Here is a 26,019-nt window from a genome sequence, read left to right as displayed (position 1 = left end):
ATAGAGAAACGTTTCTTAAAAGTTAGTTTCCCTAAAAAACAGGAAAATTACCCTTTAAACGAGAAATAAACAACAATGAGTTATTGGAGGGGTACGAATGAATTGGCAAACTCGAGTCACTGATTTACTCAATATTCAATATCCAATTGTCCAAGGAGGACTAGCATACCTTGCTTATTCAGAACTTGCTGCTGCAGTTTCAAATGCCGGAGGTCTCGGGCAAATTACGGCTATGTCACTTGGACATCCGGAAAAATTAAGAGAAGAAATTAGGAAAGTTAAACAGATGACAGACAAACCATTTGGTGTTAACTTTGCTATTGGGCAGCATGGAAGATCCTTTGCGGATTTCTTACAGGCAGCTATTGAGGAAGACGTGCCAGTTATTTCAATGACAGGCGGGAATCCAGCTCCTATTTTTGAACAGCTAAAAGGAACTTCAATTAAAACCTTAGTCCTTGTTGCAGCAAGAAGACAGGCTGTTAAAGCAGAGGAACTTGGTGCGGACGCGGTTATGGTTGTTGGTCAAGAAGGAGGAGGACATCTTGGGAGAGATGATATCGGTACAATGGTCTTAATTCCACAAGTTGTCGATGCTGTTTCAATTCCTGTCATTGCTTCCGGAGGAATTGGTGATGGAAGAGGATTAATGGCTGCACTTAGTTTAGGGGCTGAAGGGATTGAAATGGGAACAAGATTTATAGCTACAAAGGAATGTGTTCATGCGAATGAACGATATAAGCAAAGATTAGTGGAGGGAAATGAGGCAGATACTGTTGTGATCAAGCGTTCCCTCGGTAGTCCGGGAAGAGCCATTGCAAATACATGGACTGAAAAAATACTTGAAATCGAAAAAGAGGATGGGGGCTATGAACAGCTAAAACACTTTATTAGCGGTTCAGCGAATATTCGCTATATTTATGATGGAGTAGAGGACGAGGGATTTGCATGGGCAGGTCAGGTTATGGGATTAATAAAAGACGTACCCACCGTTGAGGAATTATTTTCACGAATGATTTCCGATGCAGAACAAATTCGCAAAAAATGGGGAAAATAAGTTAAAGCAGAGATATATTAAGCAGGTGAATAGAATGGAGTACCAATATCCAATTGATTATCATTGGTCAACAGAAGAAATCGTGTATGTAATAAAATTTTTTGAAGCGGTTGAAAGGGCGTATGAAAAGGGAATTTCCCGTGATGAAATCATGAATGCCTATCGTCGCTTCAAAGAAATTGTACCAGGCAAGGCAGAGGAAAAGAAAATATGTGGTGAATTTGAAGAAACAAGCGGGTATTCTTCCTACAAGACCATTAAAAAGGCCAAAGAAGCAGATACAGGTGTTAAAATTTCTATGACATAATAAGAAAAGCTCCTGAACAAGTGTTCTGGAGCTTTTCTTATTTGTGATTTACGGCGATCTTGTATAATGGAGCAACTTGTTTAAATACTGTCTCGATTTCTTCAAGCAACTCTTCAGGTTTTAATTGAATAACTTTTTCGCGATCCATTACGAAGCCGGAAAGAATTTCAGCTTTTTTAACCGTTTGGAGCCGCTGGAAAAATGATTGTAATTCCTCTTTAGACAGTTCTTGATGTTTAACTGTCTCTGGTTTTGTGTGATCAACAGACCAAACAAAATCTTTAGGTGTTTCTTTATATAATTTATTTAATTTTTTTGTGAACCTTTCACCAATGACCTCTTTTTGTGGTGACTCATATATGACCGCAAACCAAATAAATAAATGGGTATTCCATAAACCGATTTGGAAATGAGGTAGCATCTTATAGCCGCGTGCATTATTTGCTAAGGCCACCCATGTGTCCTTTGGCGGATTGATCGTTCGTCTGGCGTGTTTTGCTACATGAACATACATTTCATCCCCTGTAAGGGCAGCTAATTGGGGAGAAAAATATTGTCCCAAGAACTCTAGCTTTGGACGAATGGTTTCCTTAAGCGCCTCCATTCTTGCTTCTAAACCATCTATTAAGAACACATCAAAATCCTCTTTTGTAAAACTTTTAAACTCCATTTTGCAACCCCCTGCAATAACCTTTGTCCACTATTGTAGCATATTGGCGGTTTTTGAAGAAATCTATTGCTTATCTAGGTTAACGCACAAATTTGTTACATCCTTACGTGTTGGTTCATAGTATAACAGTAAAAAATAGTCTGAAAAATTAGTAAATAACAATCGTGAAAGGGAGGAAAACCATGAAACAACTAATGAATTCAACGCTTAAAAAAGCCGGAGAAAAAGAAAGAACTGCCTATTTGAGATTGGAAATGGACTATGAGTTGGCTACTTTATTTGAAGCAATTGAGGAAAAAAATGAAAAGAAAATAAAAGAATGTAAGCAGAAATTGGAAAAAATCCGTCAGGAACTTTTACGTTTAAAAGCTCTTTAATTAAAACAGGTATTTCTTCTAAGGAGAAACTCTACAGGAATGATACAAAATAGAAAAGTAGTCGAACTTATCTAAAACGAACTCCAGTGACAAAATGGGAGTTCGTTTATTATTGCTTCCATTTGTTAATCTATTCACGAATGTATAAAAATGGAACAACAGAGTTGATGTGTTAAAGCAATTTGATTAAGCTATAAGTACATCAATCTTTTTTGGGTGTTCATACTACATACATTAGCTACAACGCGCGAAAATTAGTAAACATTGGAGGGACGAAATGAATTGGGAAAATATTTATAAGCTTGCACTTACTTGGGTGAAAGAAGCCGGGGAAAGAATTAGATCATCCTTTGATCAGACATTGAATATTCAAACAAAATCAAATGCGAATGACCTTGTCACAAATATGGATAAAGAAATTGAACAATTTTTTATTGGGAAAATAAGAGAAAGCTTTCCAGACCACAAAATTTTAGGCGAGGAAGGATTTGGAGACGAGTTAAAGGATTTAGAAGGAATTGCCTGGATGATTGACCCGATTGATGGAACAATGAATTTTATACATCAGCAGCGGAATTTTGCCATTTCGTTAGGAATTTATGAAAATGGAATAGGGAGAATTGGGATTATCTATGATGTAGTCCATGACGAATTATATCATGCCTTTAAAGGTAAGGGCGCCTATTTGAATGATAAGGTTCTCCCGGCTTTAAGTGAGACAAATATCCAAGAATCGATTATTGCCTTAAATGCTACTTGGGTAATGAAAAACCATCGTATTGATCATAATTTACTCATTCCACTTGTTAGGGATGCAAGGGGTACTAGGTCATATGGGACGGCAGCACTTGAAATGATCTATGTAGCGACAGGACGAGTGGATGCTTATATTTCGATGCGACTTTCCCCATGGGATTTTGCAGGAGGGGCCGTAATTGTAGAAGAATTAGGGGGAATCGTAACAAATTTAAGGGGAGAAAAGCTTGAGTTCCTAAATAAGGATTCACTTCTTGTAGCAAAGCCTGGACTTCACCAAACAATTTTAAAAGATTATTTAAAAGAAGGAAAATGGTAAAAATGAGCCTGAGAAATCAGGCTCACTTTTTTATAATTGACCGTTCTCACGCATTCTTTTTTTTGTTTTAAATCCCATACCCATAACTAAAATCACGGCAATAATACAGGCAAGTGTACCAATGATACTTTGTTCAGCAATCGCAACTCCAATACCAGCAATCAACGCCGCAGCAAGGATTGCGTATAAAAGTAAAGTCCATTTAATTTGTTTCATAATTATCCCTCACTGTTATTTTCAAGACTAATTTCCTTTATCTTTATTATTGTACATAAATTCTTTATAGGTTTCCACCTTAATTATGGTATAATGTTTTAGTTGTATTTGAAAAACTATAATAAGCTTTATTTTTATGAATAGAGGTAGGAGTGAATTTTTTGAAAATAAGAGAAGATATTCGCAATATTGCCATAATTGCCCACGTTGACCACGGGAAAACAACCCTAGTTGACCAGCTGTTAAAACAATCCGGAACCTTCCGTTCCAATGAACATGTTGAAGAGCGTGCAATGGATTCAAATGATCTTGAAAGAGAACGTGGAATTACCATTCTTGCTAAGAACACTGCAATTCAATATAAGGACACCCGCATCAATATTCTTGACACCCCGGGACACGCTGACTTTGGCGGAGAAGTAGAACGTATCATGAAAATGGTTGATGGGGTTTTACTTGTAGTTGATGCTTATGAAGGTACAATGCCGCAAACGCGATTTGTTCTAAAGAAAGCATTAGAGCAAAATCTTACGCCAATTGTTGTTGTAAATAAAATCGACCGTGATTTTGCCCGTCCAGAAGAAGTTATTGACGAAGTTATCGATTTGTTTATTGAACTTGATGCAACCGAAGACCAGCTTGAGTTCCCTGTTATATACGCTTCGGCCATTAATGGGACAGCAAGTACCAATCCACATCAACAGGATGAAAACATGCAATGTTTGTACGATTCCATTGTTGAAAACATTCCTGCGCCAGTTGATAACAGCGATGAACCGCTGCAATTCCAGGTAGCACTTCTTGATTACAATGATTATGTAGGAAGAATTGGAATTGGACGGGTATTTCGTGGGACCATGCATGTAGGTCAACAGGTTGCCCTAATGAAATTAGACGGATCTGTTAAACAATTCCGTGTTACCAAGATTTTTGGATTCTTTGGTTTGAAACGTCAAGAAATCCAAGAAGCAAAAGCTGGCGATTTAATCGCTGTATCCGGAATGGAAGATATTAACGTAGGGGAAACAGTTTGTCCGACTGAGCACCAGGAAGCATTACCTGTTTTACGGATTGATGAACCTACACTACAAATGACCTTCGTAGTGAATAACAGTCCTTTTGCAGGACGCGAAGGAAAATATTTAACGGCGAGAAAGATTGAAGAAAGACTTCGTGCCCAATTACAAACAGATGTAAGCTTACGAGTTGATAATACTGATTCTCCAGATGCTTGGATTGTTTCAGGTCGTGGCGAGCTTCATTTATCGATTTTAATTGAAAACATGCGTCGTGAAGGCTACGAACTTCAGGTATCTAAACCAGAAGTAATTGTTAAGGAAATTGATGGTGTGCGCTGCGAGCCTGTTGAACGGGTACAAATCGATGTTCCTGAAGAGCATACTGGTTCTGTAATGGAATCCATTGGTGCTCGTAAAGGTGAAATGATTGACATGATTAACAATGGAACAGGGCAAGTTCGTTTAATCTTTAATGTTCCGGCTCGTGGATTGATTGGATATACCACTGAATTTTTAACCATGACACGTGGATATGGAATTATCAACCATACTTTTGATAGCTATCAGCCAATGCTCCAAGGGCAAGTTGGAGGACGCCGTCAAGGAGTACTTGTTTCAATGGAATCAGGTAAAGCTTCGACATATGGTATCATGCAAGTAGAAGATCGTGGAACGATTTTTGTTGAACCAGGTACTGAGATTTATGAGGGTATGATTGTTGGGGAACACACGCGTGAAAATGATATTACTGTTAATATTACAAAAGTAAAACAAGCAACAAATGTTCGTTCAGCAAATAAAGACCAAACCTCGGTCATTAAAAAACCAAAAATTATGACCCTTGAGGAATCACTTGAATATTTAAATGAAGACGAATATTGTGAGGTTACTCCAGAATCCATCCGTCTTCGTAAGAAAATTCTTGATAAAAATGAACGTGAACGTATGGCTAAAAAGAAAAAATATGCTGAAATGAGTTAAGATAAGCTTTTTAGTAACCATCAGTGGCACAAAATGAGGGACCCTTTAGCATCCAGCGAAACCACTGATAAAAATAGTTTTAAAGGAGGTTTTGTGTGTGAATGTTGCAGAACGTCTTTCATTTTTTGCCGCACTTTATAAAGTAACAGAACAGCCTAAAGTTGGGATGTGGCTTTTATACTTAACAATTGTAGCCTTATCGATTGTGGTCTATAAGCTTGGCTTCGCCAAAAAGCTCCCATTGGGTAAATCCATTGTTATTTATATTTTTCTGTGTGTCGGCTGTACCCTTCTCACTTTTTTAGGAATCTTTTTGCCTGTTGCGGAGGGACTTGTCATAGCGGCATTAATCTTGATTATTTATAAAATTCGCTTGCATCAATCGAAAAAACACCAAGCTGAAGCAAAGTAATTGGGGGAAACGGAGATGAAAATGAAGTCCTTGCAGGATGCATTATATAATTGGCTTACGATTAAGGTTGTAAGTGATGCCCGTCCTGATGATACGGCTGCTAAGGAAACGGTTGAACTCTTTGAAGAGATTCTTGTATCTGATTATCATCTTGCAAATATCGAGATTACAACAGATGATGTCATGTATTATGTATCTTTTCTTCAAGAGGGTGAAAGTAAGAAACAACGTTTCCCCCGTGAGGTTATAGAGGTAATCTTAAACCAAATTAATGACGAACCAGATAAATATTGCAACTTCCCTGCGGAGGAAGAAGAATAAAAAAAGAAGGTGTCCCTTTGACACCTTCTTTTTTATTTGAAAATATTCATTAACAAAATGTACATAAAGACAATTACTTACTCATGAATTTTTCTTATAAGATGTATTTGATATCTCATTTTATATAGAGAGGAAGTAGGTTATGCAACTATTAAAGCAACGTACCGAATCAATTGAGTTATTGGTCATGAGAATATTAAACACCCGGATGGAATTATTCCTACAAGACAAAAGACGCTATTTAAATCTTGAAAAAGGTTATCAAGGGGAGGTGATATTTGACAAATTAACTGTAAAACTTGAAAGCGATCTCTATATAATAAATGACTTAAGTCTGAAGGTGAATAATCAGGTGTTTCAAATTGATACTCTTATCATTTCACAAGAAACCATTTTTACAATGGAAGTTAAGAATTATGAAGGAAACCACTATTACGATTCCAAAAAGGATGGGTTTTTTACTATATCCAATAATGAGATAAAAAACCCACTTGATCAGTTGAAAAGTAGTAAATTCCTACTCCGTCAGTTGCTCCAAAATATTGGTAAACAGTTCCCTGTTGAAGGATATGTTGTCTTTGTAAACCTCGAGTTTACATTATATGAAGCCCGCGTAAACATGCCCATTATTTTTCCTACTCAGCTTAATTCCTTTATGAAAAAATTAAATCAACTTTCATCAAAACTAAATGGTCGCCATCTGAAGGTTGCAGAACAATTAATCTCGGTGCATCGAAATATTTCACCCTATACTCGGTTACCACCCTATACTTATGAACGGGTTAAAAAAGGTTTAACTTGTGCCTTGTGCTATTCATTTTCTATTAATATTAAGGGTAACAAATGTGTATGTAGTCAATGTGGTCATGAAGAAAAAGTTGAATTTACTATGTTAAGGAATATTGGAGAAATAAAGCTCTTGTTTCCGGATAGAAAGGTTACCACTAGTGCCGTTTATGAATGGTGTAATGGAGTGTTTCCAAAAAAGATGGTTCGGAGGGTGTTGAAGGCAAACTTTATTTCAATAGGGGAGAGGCATCTAAGATATTTTGAGTAAATTATATAAGAGTATCTTAGGTGGATTACCTCTGACAAGTGGTTTAATTGTAAAAGGGTAAAAGGAACGGCTCTGGATTGCCCGAGAGAGCAATTTTTTCGTGAAAAGGGTAAAAGGAGCGGGCCTGGATTGCCCGAGAAAGTGTTTTTATTATGAAAAGGGTAAAAGGAACGGCTCTGGATTGCCCGAGAGAGCAATTTTTTCGTGAAAAGGGTAAAAGGAGCGGCTCTGCAATGCCCGAGAAAGTGTTTTATCATGAAAAGGGTAAAAGGAATGAGCCTGCAATGCCCGAGAAAGTGTTTTTATCATGAAAAGGGTAAAAGGAAGAAGCCCGCATTACCCGAGAAAGTGTTTTTATCATGAAAAGGGTAAAAGGAATGAGCCTGCATTGCCAGAGAGAGTAGTTTTTTGTGAAAAGGGTAAAAGGACCGGCTCTGGATTACCCTTAAGAACGAATTGATAAGAAAAAAGGCAAAAGCAATGCCCTTGCATTATCTGCAAGAGCACAATTTTCTGGTCAAATCAATAATGCATTACCACAAAATCACTTTAATCCTTGTATTGGTTCACCAATCGTCCTTTTCTGGTCGTTCGCGGTAAAAACGAAATTTTCCAGTATCAATCCTGGCTTTTGTTCTTTCAGATATCCTGATACTGCAATCCTGGCACATATATGTATGGATTGGACGATTACGCAGCCGTTTTGCTACTAGCGTTTCATCCTCAATTTTTTCTATCTTATCGCATATTACGCATTTTACTCTCATTTTAACCCCCCAATTACCTCTATGACCGCTATTTATTATTATAGTATATCATATTAAGCTTAGAGAAAAACCAGCGTTAGAAAGTTGATGAATAAAATAGATAGTAGTAATATTAGAATAACTGTTTTTAAAGGAGGTGTAACCATGGCTAACCTAGTGGAACCTAAATTAATTAAGCCCCTCTACGATGAGCTGCAAAAAGAGAGGTTCGTAACATTGGCAACAATAGATTACGAAACAGGCGGACCTAATGTCAGTGCAATTTCCTGGATTTTAGCAAAGGATGAGGGTACCCTTTATTTTGCAGTAGATAATCGCTCAAGAATCATTCAGAATATCGGTGAAAATAATCAAGTCGTCATTAATTTGATTGCCAATGAATCTACATATTCCATCCAAGGCACAGCTTACATTAAAGAGGAAAGACTACAGGATGTTCCCTTGAAATTGGCGTTAATTGAAGTATCTATAAACGAAGTCAGAGACGTAATGTTTTATGGTTCAAAAATTGTATCTGAGGTCAAGTATGATAAAACATATGACAAGGATGCAGCTGCCAGATTGGACAAACAAGTAATGGATGCCATGAAAAAAGCTTAGTTTTCACTAAGCTTTTTTCATTTATAATAATTAGACTGTTCTTCTTGTTTCTTATTCAAATTCTTTTCTTCGTTTGGTGATAGACTCTTATCCGGCTTATCCGTAGCATTCTTTGGATTTGGTGTAATGATGTCACCAGGTACCTCTGGCATTAATCTTCCTGCGACATCAGCAAGTTCTTCCATGATTCCTTGAATCGGTCTTCCCTTATTAATATCCGAGGAAATTTCCCTTAATCGTTCTGTTGTATCAGCATCTGCCACGACAATGGATTTTGCCCCATAAGGGTCCTTTTTTAAACTTTCCGCGACGGAATACTTTATGGTTCCTACCTGTGAACGTTCTAATTTTGAATTCACATCAATCCCTACGATTGCATAACGCCCAATGACAACGGCAGTGGCATCATTAACATTTGGGACACTAGTTGCCAATTCAACTAAGCGTTTAGAAATCTCTTGCCCCGTTTTTCGATCGACATTTTCAATATAGCTGTTTTTAACATTCACTAATGATGATTTATTTTCTTGTTTTTTATTGGCCTCATTGTTTGCACATCCGGCAATGCAAAATAATATAATAATTGCTGCCGCAATTTTCAACATCTATATTCACCTCCGGGAAACATTGATCGAACAGTTCAATTGATTTTGCTAACAATTATTGTGCATTAATCCTTCTATCTTTATTCGAATAAACATATATTTTACCAAAGTAGTACAGGTAACACGGCTTGTTGAAAATCACAAACAAGCCAAAACAACTAGAAAAGCGGGAGGCGTCTCTTTGAGTAAAATATACGTATTAGATACAAATGTCTTATTACAAGACCCGTATTCCATTTTTTCATTTGAAGATAATGAAGTGGTCATTCCTGCAGTAGTTTTGGAAGAAGTGGACTCAAAGAAAAGGTATATGGATGAAATTGGTAGAAATGCTAGGCAGGTTTCAAGGTTAATTGATGGCCTCCGAGCGGCAGGAAAACTCCATGAAAAAATCCCGCTGGAAAATGGGGGAACGATCAGAATTGAATTAAACCATCGCTCCTTTCATGAACTTCAGGATATTTTTATTGAAAAAACAAATGATAACCGAATTCTTGCGGTTGCAAAGAATTTATATATGGAAGAACAAACAAAAGAAAATGGAAAGCCAGTCATTATCGTCAGCAAGGATGCGCTAGTTCGGGTTAAAGCGGATGCGATCGGCCTTGATGCAGAGGATTTTCTAAACGACAGAGTAGTTGAATTTGAACATATTTACACAGGGTTTATCGAAGTTTTTCTGCCGATTGAATTACTTGGAAGATTTTACGAAAAAGGGGAACTGTATCTTTCGGAAATTGCCAATCATCCTTTTTATCCGAGCCAATTCCTCATCATGAAAGATGCGCTGGGAGGTTCGGCGTCTGCGATTGGGATGGTAGATAAAACGAGCAAGAAGGTAAAAAAACTGGTCTTAAATCAAGAGCATGTATGGGGAATTCATCCGCGAAATGTACAGCAGACGATGGCTATTGAACTACTGCTTCGTAAGGATATCACCTTGGTAACACTAATCGGTAAGGCTGGGACTGGGAAAACTTTGCTTGCACTTGCAGCTGGTCTAATGCAAACGGAGGACTTTAGGGAATATAAAAAACTCCTTGTTGCCAGACCGATCGTACCGGTAGGAAAGGACTTAGGATTTCTTCCTGGTGAAAAGCAAGAGAAGCTTAGACCGTGGATGCAGCCTATATTTGATAATTTGGAATTTCTTTTCAATACAAAAAAACCGGGAGAATTGGATGCGATTTTAGCCGGAATGGGTTCGATTGAGGTGGAAGCCTTAACCTATATCCGGGGAAGAAGTTTACCAAAACAATTCATCATTATTGATGAAGCACAAAATTTAACGAAGCATGAAGTGAAGACGATATTAACCCGGGTTGGAGAGGGCAGTAAAATCGTATTAATGGGCGATCCGGAGCAAATTGATCATCCTTATTTGGATGCATATAATAATGGGCTTACGTATGTGGTTGAAAAGTTTAAGGATCAGGATATTTCAGGTCATGTAAAGCTTTTAAAAGGAGAAAGATCGGGGCTGGCAAGACTTGCCGCAGACCTTTTATAAAAAACAAACGGGCGCTTAATAAACAGCACCCGTCTTATTTTATTTAATATTAAATTGTTTAACATTTTTAATTGGATTGTGTTGATTTGAGCCATCACCATAATAAAGATGTACTGGTCCATCAGAAGTTAATGGCTTGCCGTCTTCAGAAAATTTGAGGATAAACTCGAATGCCTCTTCAAGGGGAAATTCAATTTCCCCTTCTGAGGTTTCCACAACCACCATCTTTGCATCTGGGTTAGGCTCGGCATTTTGTAAAAAAGGTCTTAGTGGAATACCAAAAGTACCTGTTAACATCTTTATTTTTTCATATTTCTTTTCAGTCTTTAAGGTCGGCGGATAAACTGCTCCTTCCATGATTTCGCGGTCCCAATGTTTTGAAACAGCTTTCGTATATTCTTCGAGTGGATCCTTATCTTCCTTTTCTTGAGAAAAATAGGTAGTTAAATCAATACGGCGATCGTCAAAAATCCATACACTTGGATCAAGTGTAATCGTATATTTACTATTACCTGAAATTAAAATAATTTTATCCAAATTTTTTACCCCCGTTCATGACACGAATTAAGTATAACTTTTTTTTAGACGAATGTCATATTCGGGAGATAAAATGAATTTCAGCCTACACCTATATGTCATTATTCTTGCATTTTTATGCTCTAAACGTTAAAATTTAAAGATAAGTGGGATATCGCTCTGAAATGGGGGGATGAATGTTGGCGTCTGAAATGATCGTGAATCATCAGGAAAAAGCATATGCCTTATTGCAGGCTGACGCTGAAAAAATATTAAAGCTTATTAAGGTGCAAATGGACAATCTTACGATGCCTCAATGCCCTCTTTATGAAGAGGTATTGGATACACAAATGTTTGGATTATCAAGAGAGATAGATTTTGCAGCCCGACTAGGTTTAATTGATATTAAGGACGGAAAAGCACTTTTAGATCAATTGGAACGTGAACTATCCGCACTCCATGATGCATTCAAAAGAAAATAAATGACCAAAGAACTCAAACAGTAAAGATTTCCATTTGTTTGAGTTCTTTATTATTTTTACTCCCTTTTTTCACTTTAAAAATTATTAGAGGTCAGTAACTTTTCCTCAAGAAATATGTCCAATTTTCTATTATAATAGTATTGTTAAATTAAATCTGAAGATGAGGAATAAATGAATGGTAAAAAAAATATTAAAGTCCTACGACTATACCTTAATCCTCGCCATTATCCTATTGTCAGCATTTGGATTAGTAATGGTTTATAGTGCCAGCATGGCATCTGCTGTTCAACGGTATCGGCTACCCAGCGATTACTTTTACCAAAAACAAAAAATATTTTTACTAGGATCATTAGTGATTTTTATTTTTACAGCTATAATCCCATACAAAATAATGAAATTTACAAAATACTTTTTAGCACCAATGGTATTTTTATCGATTATTGCGTTATTAGGCTTATTTGCTTTTGGAACGGTTGCAGGAAATGCCCAAAGTTGGTATCAAATTGGCCCTATAAAAATTCAACCTTCAGAGTTTGTTAAGTTGGCAATGATTATTTATTTATCTGCCGTTTATGCAAAAAAACAGAATTATATCAATCAATTTAACAAGGGAGTGCTGCCCCCTTTAGTATATTTAATGATTGTCGTTGTTTTAATTGCAAAACAACCTGACTATGGGACGGCACTTATTATTGTTCTCATTGCTGGAACCATTATTATCTCATCAGGTATGAATTTAAAAAGTATGTCTAAATTACTGTTGATTGGGGTAGTCATTGGTTTAATTTTTATTGTTTTTGCAAGAGGGGAAATTTTTTCACAAAAACGGGTTGATCGTTTTTCCGTTCGAAGTGATCCTTTTAAAGAAGAACAAACATCCGGATATCATTTGGCTAATTCTTATATTGCAATTGGTTCTGGCGGGGTTAACGGATTAGGATTGGGAAGAAGTATTCAGAAACTAGGCTACCTGCCAGAATCACACACAGATTTTATCATGGCTGTCATTGCCGAAGAGTTAGGGGTTTGGGGAGTTGGCTTTGTAATTCTAACTCTGGCCTATATTGTTTTAAGAGGAATTTATATTGGTTTAAAATGTAAGGACCCTTTTGGGAGTCTCCTTGCAATAGGGATTTCCAGTATGATTGGAATTCAAACTTTCATAAACCTTGCCGGGGTTTCCGGAGTAATGCCCCTTACGGGTGTACCACTTCCATTTGTAAGCTACGGTGGTTCCTCACTGCTTATGCTTGCGATATCAGTCGGAATTCTTGTCAATGTCTCGATGTTTGTTAAATACGAAAACGCAAAGAATAAATCAGATCAAAAAGCGAACAAAAAACGTACCCAAGACGGGAAAGTATTCTATATTCAACAATAAAAAAGCTGCCAAACATGGCAGCTTTTTTATTTATTAGTTTTTCTGGACCTTGAATATAAGAGTAATAAATAACTTAACACCCCAAATAAACAAGTGATGAAAAAGGCGTGCAATAGAGCAATATAGAGATTTAGTCTGCTGAAAATAATCAAGGCGCCGGCAATCACTTGCAAGCATACAAGGCAAAATGAAATAATCCAGCCCCAATAAAGAACCTTTTGATCTTTATAATCGCGTATGGCCAAGTATGTAACATAGGCAATCCAGATAAATATCAAAGCTGCGGCAGTACGATGACCCATTTGTACCCATTCATAGATGTTGGTTGGTAAGGATGGAGCGTCGTTAAGACATAAAGGCCAATCACGGCAGACAAGGCTTGATTTTGTATGGCGGACAAGCGCGCCGGTATAGATGACAAGATAACTGTAGATGGAAACACCAACAATGTGAAACCCCATCCTCTTGTCGATAAAAAGCTTGTCTGCATCAAATTTCTTATCTATTTCAAAAATAAGCAGGGTAAGTAAAAAAACGGCTGCAAAGGATACAAGGGAAATTCCAAAGTGCAATGCCAGAACAAAGCTAGATTGGCCCCACATGACAGCAGCTGCCCCAATTAATCCCTGCAGAAGAAGGAAAAAGAAGGAGAGAAACGATAGAAACTTTGTTTCCCGAATATGACCAATGACCTTCCAAGTCCAAATGGATAAAATAAGGACCATCATACCTTCAGCACCGGAAACTAGCCGATGGGCAAGCTCGATAATTAATTCTGGAGTTATGTCAGATGGGACAAATTTATCCTCGCATAGCGGCCATGATCTTCCACAGCCCATTCCGGAACCCGTTTTTGTTACAAGTGCTCCGCCAAGTAAAACTAAAATCATCCCAATCGTAGTGGCGACAGCCAACCACTTTAAAGAACGTTGCAAAAAATTCACCTTCCAAACTTAGTTCAAAAATTTGTCAATGGATATTATTGTAAGTATAATAAATAAAATGGTACAAAAAAAGCCCTTATTCATCATAACGAAAAGAATGGAAAAAGAACAGAATTTCGATATTTTTTTTGATGATTTTTAAATTCTAATAAGGTTTGGATAATTTTAAATTTTCACTATTATTATAGTGGAAACTATTGAAACTTACCTAACAGTTTGTTAAAACTATAAATGATAGCTATATTTAGGAATTATTTCCCTATTATCAAGGAAATAACGGATTTTTGAGTATTCTGAAAATCACGGACACAATTTAGTAAAAAATTATTCAAAAAAAATTCACAAAAAACACTCGAAGTGTGATTTAATATACAGTGAAAGTGTTTTTTAAAACACTTCTTTTTTAAAACATATTCTTAACTTAGGAAATTATAAATTCAGACAGTATCTTTTCCAGATGATTAACTAGAAAAGATAAAATAAATTAGGTATCGTAACAACGGATATTGCAAATATTGTAATAAAGGATTAGGAGGAGAAAAAATGTCCAATACAAAGGCTTTTGGTGATACAGCTATAGAAAACGACGCATCAAGCCTGCAAACTGGTATCGAAAAAACGTCGGCATGGAAGGACTTTTTAGCCCTTATAAAAATTGGGATTGTCAATTCCAATCTCATTACAGCGTTTACTGGCCTATGGCTTGCACTTCATTTTACCGGACAAAGTTTTTTACATAACTTAGATATCGTATTCTTTACTTTAGCTGGATCAGCCCTTATTATCGCTGGGTCATGCGTTATTAATAACTGGTTTGACCGAGATATTGATCACTTAATGGATCGAACAAAAGCTAGACCGACCGTTACAGGGAAATTGGCTCCTGCAAAGGTATTGACATTTGGAATTATCCTAATAGGTATGGGAACACTGTCTTTATTATTTACTACTTTAACTGCAACAGTAATAGGACTGCTTGGAGTTTTTAGTTATGTTTTCCTCTATACATTATGGTCAAAACGACAGTTGGTTTCAAATACCATCATTGGAAGTATCTCAGGTGCTGTCCCGCCGTTAATTGGCTGGGCTGCCGTTGATGGAAATCTTGATAAAATGGCTTGGGCATTATTTGTTCTCATGTTTGCGTGGCAGCCTCCCCATTTTTATGCATTGGCAATGAGAAGGGTGAAGGAGTATAAAGCAGCAGGAATTCCAATGCTTCCAGTGGTTAAAGGATTTAAAACCACAAAAAGACATATTGTTCTATGGGTAGCAGTTTTATTGCCTATCCCATTTTTCTTGAAAAGTTTAGGAATCCCATTTCTAATTCTTGCAACCGTGTTAAATCTCGGCTGGCTTGCATTAGGGATTTATGGATATAGGATCAAAGATGATATTAAGTGGGCAAAACTAATGTTTGTGTACTCATTGCAATATTTAACTATTATATTTGTAGCGATGGTTATTGTTACATTGATTTAGTTTTGCGGTGATATTCTTCTACGCTAATGGAAGTTATTCTGCCATTGGTAATAGGATGCACACGGTGGGCTTTAAAATGAAGCCCCGCCGCAGGGTATTCTTACATAAAAGGATGAATCATTCTACATACTTCTTTGATCTAACATTTATATTAAAGAAATTTTTTACGAAAGAGGGGTTTGATTGAGCTATGAAAAGGCTTGCGAAATGGCGTTTAATTTCGTTGTTTGCGATCTTAGCGCTAATTCTCTCCGGATGTGGTGAACCGTTCCTATCAACGTTACAGCCCGCTGGTGAAGTTGCAGATATGCAATATGGTTTAATGAAGTTAAGTACTTATATCATGGTGGGAGTTATCCTAGTTGTCATGATCATTTTCGTCTTAGTTTTCTTCCGTTTTAGAAGAAAGGACGATAAAATTCCTAAGCAGGTTGAGGGGAGTCATAAATTAGAAATTATTTGGACAGTTATTCCGATTCTATTACTTCTAATTCTGGCTGTTCCAACGGTTGCTGCAACGTTCAAGCTTGCAGATGTGTCAAAAATGGATCAGAAAAACACTAAAGCACTTGTTATTAATGTGCGTTCCCATTTATATTGGTGGGATTTTGAATATCCAGGTCAAAAAATTGTAACTAGCCAAGAGTTAGTTGTTCCTACAAATGAAAAAGTTTATTTTAGCTTAAAGTCTATGGATGTAAAACACGCTTTCTGGATTCCAGCAGTAGGTGGGAAAATGGATACTAACACAGATAACATTAATAAATTCTGGTTAGAGTTCGACAGTAAAAAAGCTGATGAGGCAGGAAACTTATTCTATGGTAAGTGTGCTGAGTTATGCGGACCATCCCATGCATTGATGGACTTTAAAGTTAAGACAATGTCCCGCGATCAATTTGATAGCTGGGTGAAAGCAATGCAAAATGTAAAAGAACCACAAAAAGCGGATTCCGCTGTAGCACAGCAAGGACAGGAAATCTTCAATAAAAGTTGTGTAGCCTGTCATGCTGTAACTCCACAAAACAATAAACCTGAAGCAGCAAGACTTGCACCAAACTTAACAAACTTTGGTGATCGATCTCGTGTTGCTGGTATTTTGGATCATAATAAAACAGAAATAAAAAATTGGATTCGAAATCCTGAAACATATAAACCAGGAAATAAAATGACTGGTAAATACCCAGAAATGTCTGAAGATCAATTAAATGCTTTATCTGAGTATTTAATGGGCTTGAAAGTACAACAGTAGTAGGGGAATTGGTTGAAAGGGAGGTAAAATTGTGAGTACCTATGCTCAAAAAAAGGGATTCGGCGCAACTTTATGGGATTTTTTAACTACAGTTGACCATAAAAAAATCGCGATCCTCTATATGATTGCAGGCGGATTTTTCTTCTTAGTAGGTGGAATTGAAGCGGTCTTTATCCGTATCCAGCTTGCAGTGCCAAATAATGATTTTGTTAGTGCTGGACAATTTAATGAAATTATTACGATGCACGGAACAACGATGATTTTCCTTGCAGCGATGCCGCTAATTTTTGGTTTTATGAATGCGGTAATGCCTTTACAGATCGGGGCACGCGATGTAGCGTTCCCATATGTAAATGCTTTAGGATTTTGGTTATTCTTTTTCGGCGGTGTTTTCCTAAACCTTTCATGGTTTTTAGGCGGGGCACCAGATGCAGGCTGGACATCTTATGCATCACTAGCTGTTGCATCTAAAGGACATGGTGTTGATTTCTATATTTTAGGGTTACAGATTTCTGGTCTTGGAACCTTAATTGGTGGTATTAACTTCCTCGTAACCATCATCAATATGCGTGCACCAGGAATGACGTATATGAGGATGCCATTGTTTACTTGGACAACATTTGTAACATCTGCATTGATTTTATTTGCATTTCCTCCATTAACAGTGGGTTTAGTGTTAATGATGTTTGATCGCTTGTTCGGAGCGAATTTCTTTGAAGTTTCTATGGGCGGTAACACCGTTATTTGGGAACACCTTTTCTGGATTTTTGGACATCCAGAGGTTTATATTTTGATTTTACCTGCTTTTGGTATTTTCTCTGAAATATTCCCGATTTTCTCAAGAAAACGCTTATTTGGTTACTCCTCCATGGTATTTGCAACCGTTTTAATCGGTTTCTTAGGATTCATGGTATGGGCTCACCACATGTTTACAACAGGATTAGGACCAGTAGCGAACGCTATTTTCGCTGTTGCAACAATGGCAATTGGTGTACCAACTGGTATTAAAATTTTCAACTGGTTGTTAACAATTTGGGGTGGTAGTGTTAAATTTACTACACCTATGCATTGGGCCTTTGCGTTTATTCCATCGTTTCTTGCTGGTGGTGTAACAGGGGTTATGCTCGCATCCGCTGCTGCAGACTACCAGTATCATGATACGTATTTCGTAGTTGCCCATTTCCACTATGTAATTGTCGGTGGTGTAGTATTTGCCGTTTTTGCCGGAACTCACCTCTATTGGCCAAAAATGTTTGGTACAATGTTAAATGAAGCAATGGGTAAAATAACTTTCTGGTTATTCTTTATTGGGTTCCATATGACATTCTTTATCCAACACTTTTTGGGACTTTGGGGAATGCCGCGTCGTGTTTTCACATACCTTCCAGGTCAAGGATTTGACACGGCTAACATGATTAGTTCAATCGGTGCTGCCTTTATGGGTGCAGCAGTTATCGTAATGCTAATAAACATTATTGTCACATCTGTAAAAAATGTTAAAGTTGGTAACGATCCTTGGGGAGATGGTAGAACCCTGGAATGGTCGATTCCATCACCACCTCCATTCTACAACTTTAAGCAGCTTCCGCTAGTTCGTGGATTAGATGCATACTGGTTAGAAAAAATGGAAGGTAAAAAGGAAATGACTCCGGCTGAGCCGCTTGGTGATATTCACATGCCGAATTCATCATTCCTTCCATTTACAACGGCTCTTGGTCTTTTCATTGCCGCATTCGGTGCTATGTACCATGTAAATGATAAAGCATGGGCATTACCGGTTATGATTATTGGTTTACTTATTACTTTTGGGTCCATGTTCTTACGTTCAGTAATTGATGACCATGGTTTCCATATCCATAAAGAAGAATTACTTGAAGAAGAAAAGGGGGCTAAGGCATAATGCACGCTGAAGAAAAATTCACATATGAAAACTGGCCTGCTGAGCCTGAAAAATCCACCCTTGAGTCAAAAAATAAGTTCTTAGGATTTTGGTTTTTCTTAGGCGGGGAGACTGTACTCTTCGCTTCTCTCTTCGCAACCTATCTTGCATTAAAAGATAAGGTTCCGGATTCAAGTCAGCATTTGGCAAAAGATTTGTTTGAACTTCCGCTGACATTTGTTGCTACAATGCTTCTTTTAACAAGTTCGCTAACAAGTGTATATGCAATGTATCATATGAAAAACTTTGCCTTTAAGAAAATGATGGTATGGCTTGGATTGACTGCTTTATTAGGTGCCGGATTCCTTGGACTAGAGGTTTACGAGTTTAACAACTATGTTCATGAGGGGCATACCTTTACAAGCAGTGCATTTGGTTCTGCTTTCTATACATTAGTTGGTTTCCATGGTGGTCACGTTGCATTTGGTTTATTATGGTGTTTAACACTAATGTTCCGAAATGGAAAGAGAGGTTTAGACCTTTACAACGCGCCTAAATTTTATGTGTTTAGTTTATATTGGCATTTTATCGACGTTGTTTGGGTATTTATCTTTACAGTAGTATATTTAATGGGAATGGTGGGATAAACTGATGGCAAATCCACAGGTAAATTCAGGTAACCCAAGAGTTGACATTGAATATCGTCGGAAAAAAAGCGCTGAAGAAATGAGATATCAAGTTATTTCTTTCGCTTTAATGATTTTCTTGACTTTGATTGCTTTTGCAGCAGTTGCAGTCAAAGGGTTTACTGCATGGTTCACAGTACCATTTATTATTCTTTTGGCTGTGGTTCAAGTCATTTTTCAGCTCTATTATTTCATGCACATGAGCCATAAAGGGCATGAAGCTCCATCATTATTCTTGTATTCAGGGGTACTAGTAGGAGCAATCACAATATTAACATTTACTACCATCATTTGGTGGTAAGCAAAATAAAAAGAAAATCGGCTGAAAGGCCGATTTTCTTTTTATCATGATATAATGATATAAATATTGTCATTCTTGGCTTTAAGGTGAACAAAAGGGTATACTAATGGATGGCTTTTTAAAAATATATTGAGGTGATTTTCGGTGCTTACATTAGATATTTTTGGATTCAAAGCACTATGGAGCCCGTACTTTTTATCAATTTTAATTGCATTATTGGTTGGTTATTTTTTAATTACGATTAAATTCAGGAGCAAGTTTAATGACAGCGAGCCATTAACTAGAAAGCAAGCAGTGTACTTTGTATTATGTATTAGCCTTTTATATACCATTAAAGGTTCGCCACTTGATTTAATGGGTCATTTGATGTTTTATATCCATGCCACCACAATGATTTTGTTAGTGTTTCTTGTTGCACCATTGTTTGTATTAGGGATCCCGCCATGGCTTTGGAGAAAAGTGTTAAGTCTTAAAATAGTAAAACCTATTTTTAATCTAGTAACAAAGCCAATTTTGGCACTTTTACTTTTTAATGGATTATTTTCTTTGTATCATATTCCAGTTATTTTTGATAATGTAATGCAAAATGGATTTTTCCATGCTGGTTATTCGATATTGTTATTTTCTTCCGCGGTTTGTTTGTGGTGGTCATTAATATGCCCGCTTCCGGAACTAAAAGGTATAACCGGATTAAAAAAAGTAGGGTACCTTTTTATAAACGGAATATTATTGACACCCTCATGTGCATTAATTATCTTTGCAGATCATTCATTTTACGCGACTTATTCTGACCCAAATGTATGGGGGAGGGTAATGAGTTTATGTGTCGGATCTTCGACCTTCGAGGGTTTAAATCTTAGTGGACCACAACTATTTAGTTCCATGTCATTAGTGGATGACCAACAGTTAGGTGGAGTTATTATGAAGGTTCTTCAGGAAATCATTTTTGCTTTTGTATTAGGGCATGTATTTTTTGAATGGTACCGCAAAGATCAAGCTGAATCTGAGGCAGAACTAAATAAAACTTTAAAGCCAACCCTTGTTGAATAAAATCTCCCTGTCCCAATGGGAGATTTTTTTCCGAATTAAACCAATTTAGCTTTATGTTTGAAAAAGAATGTGAAGTACTTTAAAATTGCATTAGAATAATTAAAAAGCGAGGAAGCTTAAATGTCCTTACCTATTTTACCTACGATTAGTACGTCCTTTATCATTCTAAGTGCCATTACAATGGCAATTGGCTGGCGGCAAATAAAACAAAAACGAATTGATGCCCATAAAAAAACAATGACACTTGCGGCCATATTTGCTCTTATTTTCTTTATTATTTATGAGTCAAGAACAGTGTTTATCGGAAATACATCCTTTGGCGGTCCTGATAATATTAAGATTTTCTATACAGTGTTTTTAATCTTTCATATTACGCTTGCCACTACGGGAGCAGTATTAGGCCTTATTTCCATAATAACTGGCTATAAAAATAAACTTAAAGTTCACCGCAAACTTGGACCTATCACATGTATTGTCTGGTTTTTTACGGCCATCACCGGTGTAGCGGTCTACCTATTATTATATGTATTTTACAAGGGTGGAGAAACTACCTCTTTAATCAAAGCAATTCTCGGATTTTAAAGAAAAGACGCATGAGCAAATCATGCGTCTTTTTTTATTCAGCAAACTTTTCAATTTTACCTTTAATTTCTTCTAAAGTTTTTTTACATTGGTTTACAAGGCCGCTTGGGAAGTTTTCACCTTCACCATATTCTACTCCGTGTGGATAGTAGTATTTCCCTAGTAATGGTGTCATCAATTGAATAGTAGCTTTGTGCGAGCCCACGTCCCCCTGGGTGGCATAACCAAACACACGCAAGTAGAAAATGCCCTCTTTTAATTCAAATTTACGATCATATGTAACACGTTCATAATCCCATTGGCCTTCACGTACTAAGCCATGTTCATCCATGACCTCATCCAAGCGGTTTAAATCAGCTTTAAATTTTTCAATTCCAGTATTTTCGAATTTCACTTTTGAATTCCCTCCTAAAAACGTGCCATTACCCCTATGTTACATTATTCGGTATTATAGCAGATTTAATTCAATTTAATAATAGTTGAATTTGTATCAACTTGCAATGAATTCATTTACAGAATAATTTAATCTCTTGGGGGAATTCTATATTATTGTTAAGAATTTTATTATTATAGGGGGTATTTGTTATGGAAAAAATTCGTGAAATTATGACCGACAAGGTTGAAAGCTGTTCTTTACTTGATAATGTATTTGAAGTGGCAGTTAAAATGAAGGATTTAAATGTTGGGGCCATTCCCATCGTGGATAATGATAAGCTTGTCGGAATGATTACTGACCGTGATATCGTTTTACGATGTGTTGCAGAAAAACATCCTGCTTCATCGAAAGTGGAAGATATAATGAGTAACGATTTAATTACGGTTTCACCTGATGCTTCCAGCAGGGAAGCAGCTAAATTAATGGCGGAACATCAAATTCGTCGCCTTCCTGTTGTAGAAGGCGATAAGCTAGTAGGAATAGTATCACTTGGGGACTTCGCAATCAGGGATTTAACAGACGATCAGGCAAAACAAGCCCTTACGGAGATTTCCGAATCAAATTATAATGGAATTCAGCATTAAAGAACAAGAAAACAGGTGCCGTTGGTACCTGTTTTCTTGTTCTTAATGTTACTATTCTGTTAAGATGATGTATACATATCACTTAAAAAGATATAGATGATATAATTAATTTATCTATATTACATAGAAAAGTATTAGAGAGGGTGTTGGCCTCTGCGAACACTTATAAGAATTCTTGTTGTCTTGGCTCTTTTCTTATCCATTGGTTTTTATATAAGTGTAAAAGACGATAGCAGTGATGAGGTCTTAATAAAAGACCATCACACTTCAGAAATGAGTCCGACATTGCCGAAAAATCCAGATATAAAGCAAAGTAAAATCTCTCGGGAAAGGCCAAAAGAAGGGCTATCCCTACTAATTGGGAAAAAACTATCGGCTTTGGAAAAAGAACTTGGAAAGCCGCAGCGAATTGACGAATCAGCCTATGGTTATCAATGGTACATTTATAACTTAGATTATTCCCGCTATGTGCAAGTTGGGGTTGAAAATAACCGAATCGTAACAGTCTATGCAATTGGTAAGAATTTAGATGTTGCACCGTTTGAAATTGGCCAGCCAGTGGAGGAAATCTTTAATACTCAATATATTGATGCCAATATTGAAATTGATCAGGATGGGAACTCTTATCGGTTTGAATTGAATGATACAGATTTAAATATACGGCCTGTCGTCCGATTAGGAAATGTGTATGTACAACTCTATATTGATAAATTTACAGGAAATCTTTCAAGTGTTCGGTTCCTTGATGCTGATACCCTCATTAAACAGCGTCCTTATGAGCTTGTTTATAGTGGGAAATTAATAGAGGCCGATGAACCAAGTATTGAAATGTGGAGAGAGATTGAAGTAGGAGAAGAAAAGCAAATTTTTGACATTACAAATGTTTTAAGAGTAAGACATGATTTAAAGCCGCTATTGTGGGATGAAAAAACCGCGAAGGCTGCATATGGCCATAGTAAGGATATGGCTAAAAATAATGATTTTTCCCATACATCAAAGAAATTTGGCACCCTTTCCGATCGGTTAAAGTCAGCTAAGGTTGTTTATCAAGCTGCGGGGGAGAATATTGCTGCTAATTATATTGATGGACCAGCATCAGTTGAAGGCTGGCTAAACAGCAAAGGACATCGTGATTCCATGTTAAATAAAGATTTTTCCCATCTTGGTGTAGGAGTATTCCAAAAGTATTATACACAGAACTTTATTCAAAAGTGGAAACAATAAAAACAGCGGTCTATTGAAGGCCGCTGTTTTTTTTTATTCTTTCAAAATGACTAAAGACTAATTGGCTGCTTTCCCAACAACCGTATACTTTTAGAAATTCACCCACTTTAAAGGTTTCAATCTTTGTTGTTTTGGTAAGAGGAGTAATTTTTTTTACAGTGACTTGCTGCGATTTTGTTTGTAGCTTTATTTCCTGGACAAAAATGTAGCGATGATAATAATAGCGCTGTTTTTCCTCATAAATACTCTTAATTTCTCCAACTGCAACGGCCTCTTGAGGGATATTTTCTAGCGAAAGCCATTTAGTATCTTGTACCTTCATTTCTTTTTTTGTAATCAAATAAAAGTAAAGAAGGATAACAGGGATTACAATGGCGGTGACCATATGTTTGACCCCCTAAATATTATTTCTTTATGACAAAAAATGTTCCGGTTGCATAGGCAATTTTTTTACCATCATCCCGATGGACTTCACCGGTGACGACCAATGTTTTGTTGCCTTGGTGGATAATCTCGGCGTTACAGCGGAGACTTGCCCCAATTCCAGGGGCAATGTAATGGATATTCAACTGATTGGTAACAGCACCATATCCTTCTGGAAGAAGGTAATTTGCAAGTGTTCCCATTGCCGTGTCAAGGAGCGTTGCTGTTACTCCACCATGGACAATATCAAACGAATTGTTTAGAATCGGGTTTAATGGAATCGTTATTTCACAGCAGTTTTCGTCAAGCTTACTATCCATATGAAAAAACTGATCGATAAAAGATCGTTTACCTACGTTAATTTTTCTTTGCAAAACCTCTAAAAATTGGGCAATGGCAGTTATATCATTTTCAGTACCATTTTCTAAACATGCTTCTAATAATGTGAATAATTTGTCCTTCATCTTTTTACCTCTTTCATTTCATTTCAAGAACATCTTACCACTTATAAATAATTTAAGCATCATTAAGTCTTTCACACATTTTATTTTCTGACATATCGTAATATAGGCATGATGTCGGCAGAGGTGAAAAAAATGGCTCAAAAAAAACTACATCCATCTGTGGCGAAGTTTAAGGAATTTGTAAAGAATAATCCTAAGATGATCCAAGAGGTACGGAAGGGTAAAACCACCTGGCAGGAATTGTACGAGGATTGGTATCTGCTGGGAGAAGAGGATGCGCGATGGGAAAAAATTGGAAATGAAAATAATGACTTGTCTGAAAAACCAGAGGAACAGGAAACAAATACAGAAAAAAAGGGGGACTTAATATCGAATATAATGGGAATGGTTAACAAAATGGATCCAAATCAAATTCAAAACCATATTAACAATTTAAGTCAAGCAATTGGAGCGATTCAAGGTGTTTTATCACAATTTCAAGGGAGTAACGGGGCAAAACCGCCCGGAAAACCGCCAGAAGGGCCAATAAATCCTTTTACATTTCGAAAAGATTAAAAGAAAGGATTTTAAAATATGCGTAAAGATGTCCTAGAGTATTTAGGTGGACAAAAAGAGTTCAAGCAATTTATTCGGGAGCAGCCGCTCTGGTACCGAAAACTTAGCAGAAACCCTTATGATATACAATCATTAGAAATCGCGTCATTGCACTATTATAAGAAAACAATCCCACATCAAGTGGAAAAATTCTCTAACAGTGTACAAATGGCTTCAATGATGTTGAATATGTTTCAATCGATGAAAAATCAAGGGTAATCAAGACCACATAAAAAAATTATGTGGTCTTTTGCTTGTTTTATTTAGATTAAAAAACAAAAAGGAAGCGAACAATACAGGAAAGGAGTGATGGGATTGAAAAGGAATTTTTGGATGCTGACCCTTTCCATTTTTGTACTTTCCATTATGACAGGATGTCAAAACGATCTGCCCAAGCCGGAATCAAAGTCAAAAATAATACCATTTGTACAAGCTAGTACATATAAATTTGATTCTAACTCTGAATTAAACCAAAATTCAGAGGAAAAGCCTTCCTTATTTGTTCAATACAAAACAAGAGGGACGAATGTGATGGTGGAGTGTATTTTATCCGGGATTAGTTTTCGAGAATCTGACAGTTCAAAAGAAAAACTTGGGAAGATGGTTGTGTGGGTCGATGATAGGAAATTTCAAGAGGTTTCTACAGCGGCGTTTATCGTTAAAGGACTAACACCTGGAAATCATAAAGTAAGGCTTGAAGTGATTGATTTAAATAATCGGCCATATGGATTAACGAAAGAATTCATGGTAAATATACCTAAGTAAAAA

General features: G+C 36.8%; 33 protein-coding genes. 24 read left to right on the top strand and 9 right to left on the bottom strand.

Annotated features, from left to right (window positions below; genetic code table 11):
* Positions 1 to 97 precede the first annotated feature (97 nt).
* On the top strand, positions 98 to 1,057 hold the full coding sequence (locus tag E2K98_RS01655) for an NAD(P)H-dependent flavin oxidoreductase (protein WP_133332571.1): 960 nt from the start codon (positions 98 to 100) through the stop codon (positions 1,055 to 1,057).
* 34 nt (positions 1,058 to 1,091) lie between these two features.
* Positions 1,092 to 1,364 (top strand): UPF0223 family protein, encoded by a 273-nt coding sequence (locus E2K98_RS01650; protein ID WP_133332570.1) that lies wholly within the window; start codon positions 1,092 to 1,094, stop codon positions 1,362 to 1,364.
* A gap of 37 nt (positions 1,365 to 1,401) precedes the next feature.
* Here E2K98_RS01650 and E2K98_RS01645 read toward each other — a convergent pair whose 3' ends face one another.
* Positions 1,402 to 2,034, bottom strand: a complete 633-nt coding sequence (locus tag E2K98_RS01645) for a YktB family protein (protein WP_133332569.1) — start codon at positions 2,032 to 2,034, stop codon at positions 1,402 to 1,404.
* A 182-nt stretch (positions 2,035 to 2,216) separates the two neighbouring features.
* Here E2K98_RS01645 and E2K98_RS01640 point away from each other — a divergent pair, with 182 nt between their 5' ends.
* Positions 2,217 to 2,411 (top strand): hypothetical protein, encoded by a 195-nt coding sequence (locus E2K98_RS01640; RefSeq protein ID WP_133332568.1) that lies wholly within the window; start codon positions 2,217 to 2,219, stop codon positions 2,409 to 2,411.
* A 277-nt stretch (positions 2,412 to 2,688) separates the two neighbouring features.
* Entirely contained in the window at positions 2,689 to 3,486 is a 798-nt protein-coding gene (locus E2K98_RS01635; protein WP_133332567.1) for an inositol monophosphatase family protein, read from the top strand.
* 30 nt (positions 3,487 to 3,516) lie between these two features.
* On the opposite strand, the gene E2K98_RS01630 is transcribed toward E2K98_RS01635, so the two are convergent.
* Complete coding sequence (locus E2K98_RS01630) at positions 3,517 to 3,702, bottom strand: YlaF family protein (protein ID WP_133332566.1); 186 nt, start codon at positions 3,700 to 3,702, stop codon at positions 3,517 to 3,519.
* A 161-nt stretch (positions 3,703 to 3,863) separates the two neighbouring features.
* On the opposite strand from E2K98_RS01630, the gene typA reads away from it, so the two are divergent.
* The 4 genes from typA (at position 3,864) to E2K98_RS01610 (ending at position 7,492) form a co-directional block, all read left to right on the top strand.
* Entirely contained in the window at positions 3,864 to 5,702 is a 1,839-nt protein-coding gene (gene typA / locus E2K98_RS01625) for a translational GTPase TypA (protein ID WP_133332565.1), read from the top strand.
* 97 nt (positions 5,703 to 5,799) lie between these two features.
* Entirely contained in the window at positions 5,800 to 6,114 is a 315-nt protein-coding gene (locus E2K98_RS01620; RefSeq protein ID WP_026574742.1) for a YlaH-like family protein, read from the top strand.
* A 15-nt stretch (positions 6,115 to 6,129) separates the two neighbouring features.
* Entirely contained in the window at positions 6,130 to 6,435 is a 306-nt protein-coding gene (locus E2K98_RS01615; protein WP_308913150.1) for a hypothetical protein, read from the top strand.
* 142 nt (positions 6,436 to 6,577) lie between these two features.
* Entirely contained in the window at positions 6,578 to 7,492 is a 915-nt protein-coding gene (locus tag E2K98_RS01610) for a nuclease-related domain-containing protein (protein WP_133332564.1), read from the top strand.
* Between the two features lie 566 nt (positions 7,493 to 8,058).
* On the opposite strand, the gene E2K98_RS01605 is transcribed toward E2K98_RS01610, so the two are convergent.
* The gene (locus E2K98_RS01605) at positions 8,059 to 8,259 is read right to left on the bottom strand and encodes a YlaI family protein (protein WP_133332563.1); all 201 of its coding nucleotides are present in this window, start codon (positions 8,257 to 8,259) and stop codon (positions 8,059 to 8,061) included.
* Positions 8,260 to 8,403: 144 nt separating this feature from the next.
* On the opposite strand from E2K98_RS01605, the gene E2K98_RS01600 reads away from it, so the two are divergent.
* Positions 8,404 to 8,859: a pyridoxamine 5'-phosphate oxidase family protein gene (locus E2K98_RS01600; RefSeq protein ID WP_133332562.1), complete on the top strand. Its 456-nt coding sequence runs from the start codon at positions 8,404 to 8,406 to the stop codon at positions 8,857 to 8,859.
* A 17-nt stretch (positions 8,860 to 8,876) separates the two neighbouring features.
* Here the strand turns inward: E2K98_RS01600 and E2K98_RS01595 are convergent, their stop codons facing one another.
* Positions 8,877 to 9,464 (bottom strand): YhcN/YlaJ family sporulation lipoprotein, encoded by a 588-nt coding sequence (locus tag E2K98_RS01595; RefSeq protein ID WP_133332561.1) that lies wholly within the window; start codon positions 9,462 to 9,464, stop codon positions 8,877 to 8,879.
* Between the two features lie 181 nt (positions 9,465 to 9,645).
* Here E2K98_RS01595 and E2K98_RS01590 point away from each other — a divergent pair, with 181 nt between their 5' ends.
* Positions 9,646 to 10,974: a PhoH family protein gene (locus E2K98_RS01590; protein WP_026574747.1), complete on the top strand. Its 1,329-nt coding sequence runs from the start codon at positions 9,646 to 9,648 to the stop codon at positions 10,972 to 10,974.
* Positions 10,975 to 11,013: 39 nt separating this feature from the next.
* Here E2K98_RS01590 and E2K98_RS01585 read toward each other — a convergent pair whose 3' ends face one another.
* On the bottom strand, positions 11,014 to 11,511 hold the full coding sequence (locus tag E2K98_RS01585) for a molybdopterin-binding protein (RefSeq protein ID WP_133332560.1): 498 nt from the start codon (positions 11,509 to 11,511) through the stop codon (positions 11,014 to 11,016).
* A gap of 179 nt (positions 11,512 to 11,690) precedes the next feature.
* Here E2K98_RS01585 and E2K98_RS01580 point away from each other — a divergent pair, with 179 nt between their 5' ends.
* The gene (locus E2K98_RS01580) at positions 11,691 to 11,972 is read left to right on the top strand and encodes a YlaN family protein (RefSeq protein ID WP_026574749.1); all 282 of its coding nucleotides are present in this window, start codon (positions 11,691 to 11,693) and stop codon (positions 11,970 to 11,972) included.
* A 175-nt stretch (positions 11,973 to 12,147) separates the two neighbouring features.
* The gene (locus E2K98_RS01575) at positions 12,148 to 13,353 is read left to right on the top strand and encodes an FtsW/RodA/SpoVE family cell cycle protein (protein WP_133332559.1); all 1,206 of its coding nucleotides are present in this window, start codon (positions 12,148 to 12,150) and stop codon (positions 13,351 to 13,353) included.
* Between the two features lie 26 nt (positions 13,354 to 13,379).
* Here the strand turns inward: E2K98_RS01575 and E2K98_RS01570 are convergent, their stop codons facing one another.
* A complete protein-coding gene (locus E2K98_RS01570) occupies positions 13,380 to 14,288 on the bottom strand; it encodes a COX15/CtaA family protein (protein ID WP_133332558.1) in 909 nt (302 codons plus the stop codon).
* Between the two features lie 552 nt (positions 14,289 to 14,840).
* On the opposite strand from E2K98_RS01570, the gene cyoE reads away from it, so the two are divergent.
* From cyoE to E2K98_RS01535, 7 genes are all read left to right on the top strand, one after another.
* Positions 14,841 to 15,779 carry a heme o synthase gene (cyoE, locus tag E2K98_RS01565; protein WP_133332557.1) on the top strand — a complete coding sequence of 313 codons (939 nt, stop codon included), beginning with the start codon at positions 14,841 to 14,843 and terminating at the stop codon, positions 15,777 to 15,779.
* A 190-nt stretch (positions 15,780 to 15,969) separates the two neighbouring features.
* Positions 15,970 to 17,028 (top strand): cytochrome c oxidase subunit II, encoded by a 1,059-nt coding sequence (gene coxB, locus E2K98_RS01560; RefSeq protein WP_133332556.1) that lies wholly within the window; start codon positions 15,970 to 15,972, stop codon positions 17,026 to 17,028.
* A gap of 28 nt (positions 17,029 to 17,056) precedes the next feature.
* Entirely contained in the window at positions 17,057 to 18,928 is a 1,872-nt protein-coding gene (gene ctaD, locus E2K98_RS01555; protein ID WP_165976152.1) for a cytochrome c oxidase subunit I, read from the top strand.
* Positions 18,928 to 19,554, top strand: coding sequence for a cytochrome (ubi)quinol oxidase subunit III (locus E2K98_RS01550; protein ID WP_133332554.1), 627 nt, complete (start codon positions 18,928 to 18,930; stop codon positions 19,552 to 19,554). The genes ctaD and E2K98_RS01550 overlap by 1 nt, the downstream gene beginning before the upstream one ends.
* A 4-nt stretch (positions 19,555 to 19,558) precedes the next feature.
* Positions 19,559 to 19,894, top strand: coding sequence for a cytochrome c oxidase subunit IVB (gene ctaF / locus E2K98_RS01545; RefSeq protein ID WP_133332553.1), 336 nt, complete (start codon positions 19,559 to 19,561; stop codon positions 19,892 to 19,894).
* A gap of 144 nt (positions 19,895 to 20,038) precedes the next feature.
* Positions 20,039 to 20,944 (top strand): cytochrome c oxidase assembly factor CtaG, encoded by a 906-nt coding sequence (gene ctaG / locus E2K98_RS01540; protein ID WP_133332552.1) that lies wholly within the window; start codon positions 20,039 to 20,041, stop codon positions 20,942 to 20,944.
* A gap of 120 nt (positions 20,945 to 21,064) precedes the next feature.
* Complete coding sequence (locus E2K98_RS01535; RefSeq protein ID WP_133332551.1) at positions 21,065 to 21,526, top strand: DUF420 domain-containing protein; 462 nt, start codon at positions 21,065 to 21,067, stop codon at positions 21,524 to 21,526.
* Positions 21,527 to 21,560: 34 nt separating this feature from the next.
* Here E2K98_RS01535 and E2K98_RS01530 read toward each other — a convergent pair whose 3' ends face one another.
* A complete protein-coding gene (locus E2K98_RS01530) occupies positions 21,561 to 21,920 on the bottom strand; it encodes a YugN family protein (protein ID WP_133332550.1) in 360 nt (119 codons plus the stop codon).
* 191 nt (positions 21,921 to 22,111) lie between these two features.
* Here E2K98_RS01530 and E2K98_RS01525 point away from each other — a divergent pair, with 191 nt between their 5' ends.
* The gene (locus E2K98_RS01525; RefSeq protein ID WP_133332549.1) at positions 22,112 to 22,546 is read left to right on the top strand and encodes a CBS domain-containing protein; all 435 of its coding nucleotides are present in this window, start codon (positions 22,112 to 22,114) and stop codon (positions 22,544 to 22,546) included.
* 153 nt (positions 22,547 to 22,699) lie between these two features.
* Complete coding sequence (locus E2K98_RS01520) at positions 22,700 to 23,770, top strand: CAP domain-containing protein (protein WP_133332548.1); 1,071 nt, start codon at positions 22,700 to 22,702, stop codon at positions 23,768 to 23,770.
* 10 nt (positions 23,771 to 23,780) lie between these two features.
* On the opposite strand, the gene E2K98_RS01515 is transcribed toward E2K98_RS01520, so the two are convergent.
* Together E2K98_RS01515 and E2K98_RS01510 are read right to left on the bottom strand one after the other, a co-directional pair.
* Entirely contained in the window at positions 23,781 to 24,155 is a 375-nt protein-coding gene (locus E2K98_RS01515; RefSeq protein WP_133332547.1) for a hypothetical protein, read from the bottom strand.
* A gap of 19 nt (positions 24,156 to 24,174) precedes the next feature.
* Positions 24,175 to 24,657, bottom strand: a complete 483-nt coding sequence (locus E2K98_RS01510) for a PaaI family thioesterase (protein WP_133332546.1) — start codon at positions 24,655 to 24,657, stop codon at positions 24,175 to 24,177.
* A gap of 132 nt (positions 24,658 to 24,789) precedes the next feature.
* On the opposite strand from E2K98_RS01510, the gene E2K98_RS01505 reads away from it, so the two are divergent.
* From E2K98_RS01505 to E2K98_RS01495, 3 genes are all read left to right on the top strand, one after another.
* On the top strand, positions 24,790 to 25,212 hold the full coding sequence (locus E2K98_RS01505) for a YlbD family protein (RefSeq protein ID WP_133332545.1): 423 nt from the start codon (positions 24,790 to 24,792) through the stop codon (positions 25,210 to 25,212).
* Positions 25,213 to 25,230: 18 nt separating this feature from the next.
* Positions 25,231 to 25,470 (top strand): YlbE-like family protein, encoded by a 240-nt coding sequence (locus tag E2K98_RS01500; protein ID WP_133332544.1) that lies wholly within the window; start codon positions 25,231 to 25,233, stop codon positions 25,468 to 25,470.
* A gap of 96 nt (positions 25,471 to 25,566) precedes the next feature.
* A complete protein-coding gene (locus tag E2K98_RS01495; protein ID WP_133332543.1) occupies positions 25,567 to 26,016 on the top strand; it encodes a DUF6130 family protein in 450 nt (149 codons plus the stop codon).
* Positions 26,017 to 26,019: the final 3 nt, after the last annotated feature.

Source organism: Bacillus salipaludis (assembly GCF_004358205.1).
This window is presented reverse-complemented; position numbering and strand designations above follow the sequence as displayed.

Bases quoted from the DNA above. Each gene is read 5' to 3' on its own strand.
- E2K98_RS01515 (WP_133332547.1), bottom strand. From the start codon at position 24,155: ATGGTCACCGCCATTGTAATCCCTGTTATCCTTCTTTACTTTTATTTG.
- E2K98_RS01650 (WP_133332570.1), top strand. From the start codon at position 1,092: ATGGAGTACCAATATCCAATTGATTATCATTGGTCAACAGAAGAAATC.
- E2K98_RS01605 (WP_133332563.1), bottom strand. From the start codon at position 8,259: ATGAGAGTAAAATGCGTAATATGCGATAAGATAGAAAAAATTGAGGAT.
- E2K98_RS01600 (WP_133332562.1), top strand. From the start codon at position 8,404: ATGGCTAACCTAGTGGAACCTAAATTAATTAAGCCCCTCTACGATGAG.
- coxB (WP_133332556.1), top strand. From the start codon at position 15,970: ATGAAAAGGCTTGCGAAATGGCGTTTAATTTCGTTGTTTGCGATCTTA.
- E2K98_RS01645 (WP_133332569.1), bottom strand. From the start codon at position 2,034: ATGGAGTTTAAAAGTTTTACAAAAGAGGATTTTGATGTGTTCTTAATA.
- E2K98_RS01630 (WP_133332566.1), bottom strand. From the start codon at position 3,702: ATGAAACAAATTAAATGGACTTTACTTTTATACGCAATCCTTGCTGCG.
- E2K98_RS01510 (WP_133332546.1), bottom strand. From the start codon at position 24,657: ATGAAGGACAAATTATTCACATTATTAGAAGCATGTTTAGAAAATGGT.
- E2K98_RS01595 (WP_133332561.1), bottom strand. From the start codon at position 9,464: ATGTTGAAAATTGCGGCAGCAATTATTATATTATTTTGCATTGCCGGA.
- E2K98_RS01640 (WP_133332568.1), top strand. From the start codon at position 2,217: ATGAAACAACTAATGAATTCAACGCTTAAAAAAGCCGGAGAAAAAGAA.
- ctaF (WP_133332553.1), top strand. From the start codon at position 19,559: ATGGCAAATCCACAGGTAAATTCAGGTAACCCAAGAGTTGACATTGAA.
- E2K98_RS01610 (WP_133332564.1), top strand. From the start codon at position 6,578: ATGCAACTATTAAAGCAACGTACCGAATCAATTGAGTTATTGGTCATG.
- E2K98_RS01535 (WP_133332551.1), top strand. From the start codon at position 21,065: ATGTCCTTACCTATTTTACCTACGATTAGTACGTCCTTTATCATTCTA.
- E2K98_RS01505 (WP_133332545.1), top strand. From the start codon at position 24,790: ATGGCTCAAAAAAAACTACATCCATCTGTGGCGAAGTTTAAGGAATTT.
- E2K98_RS01635 (WP_133332567.1), top strand. From the start codon at position 2,689: ATGAATTGGGAAAATATTTATAAGCTTGCACTTACTTGGGTGAAAGAA.
- E2K98_RS01655 (WP_133332571.1), top strand. From the start codon at position 98: ATGAATTGGCAAACTCGAGTCACTGATTTACTCAATATTCAATATCCA.
- E2K98_RS01525 (WP_133332549.1), top strand. From the start codon at position 22,112: ATGGAAAAAATTCGTGAAATTATGACCGACAAGGTTGAAAGCTGTTCT.
- E2K98_RS01615 (WP_308913150.1), top strand. From the start codon at position 6,130: ATGAAAATGAAGTCCTTGCAGGATGCATTATATAATTGGCTTACGATT.
- E2K98_RS01575 (WP_133332559.1), top strand. From the start codon at position 12,148: ATGGTAAAAAAAATATTAAAGTCCTACGACTATACCTTAATCCTCGCC.
- E2K98_RS01500 (WP_133332544.1), top strand. From the start codon at position 25,231: ATGCGTAAAGATGTCCTAGAGTATTTAGGTGGACAAAAAGAGTTCAAG.
- cyoE (WP_133332557.1), top strand. From the start codon at position 14,841: ATGTCCAATACAAAGGCTTTTGGTGATACAGCTATAGAAAACGACGCA.
- E2K98_RS01550 (WP_133332554.1), top strand. From the start codon at position 18,928: ATGCACGCTGAAGAAAAATTCACATATGAAAACTGGCCTGCTGAGCCT.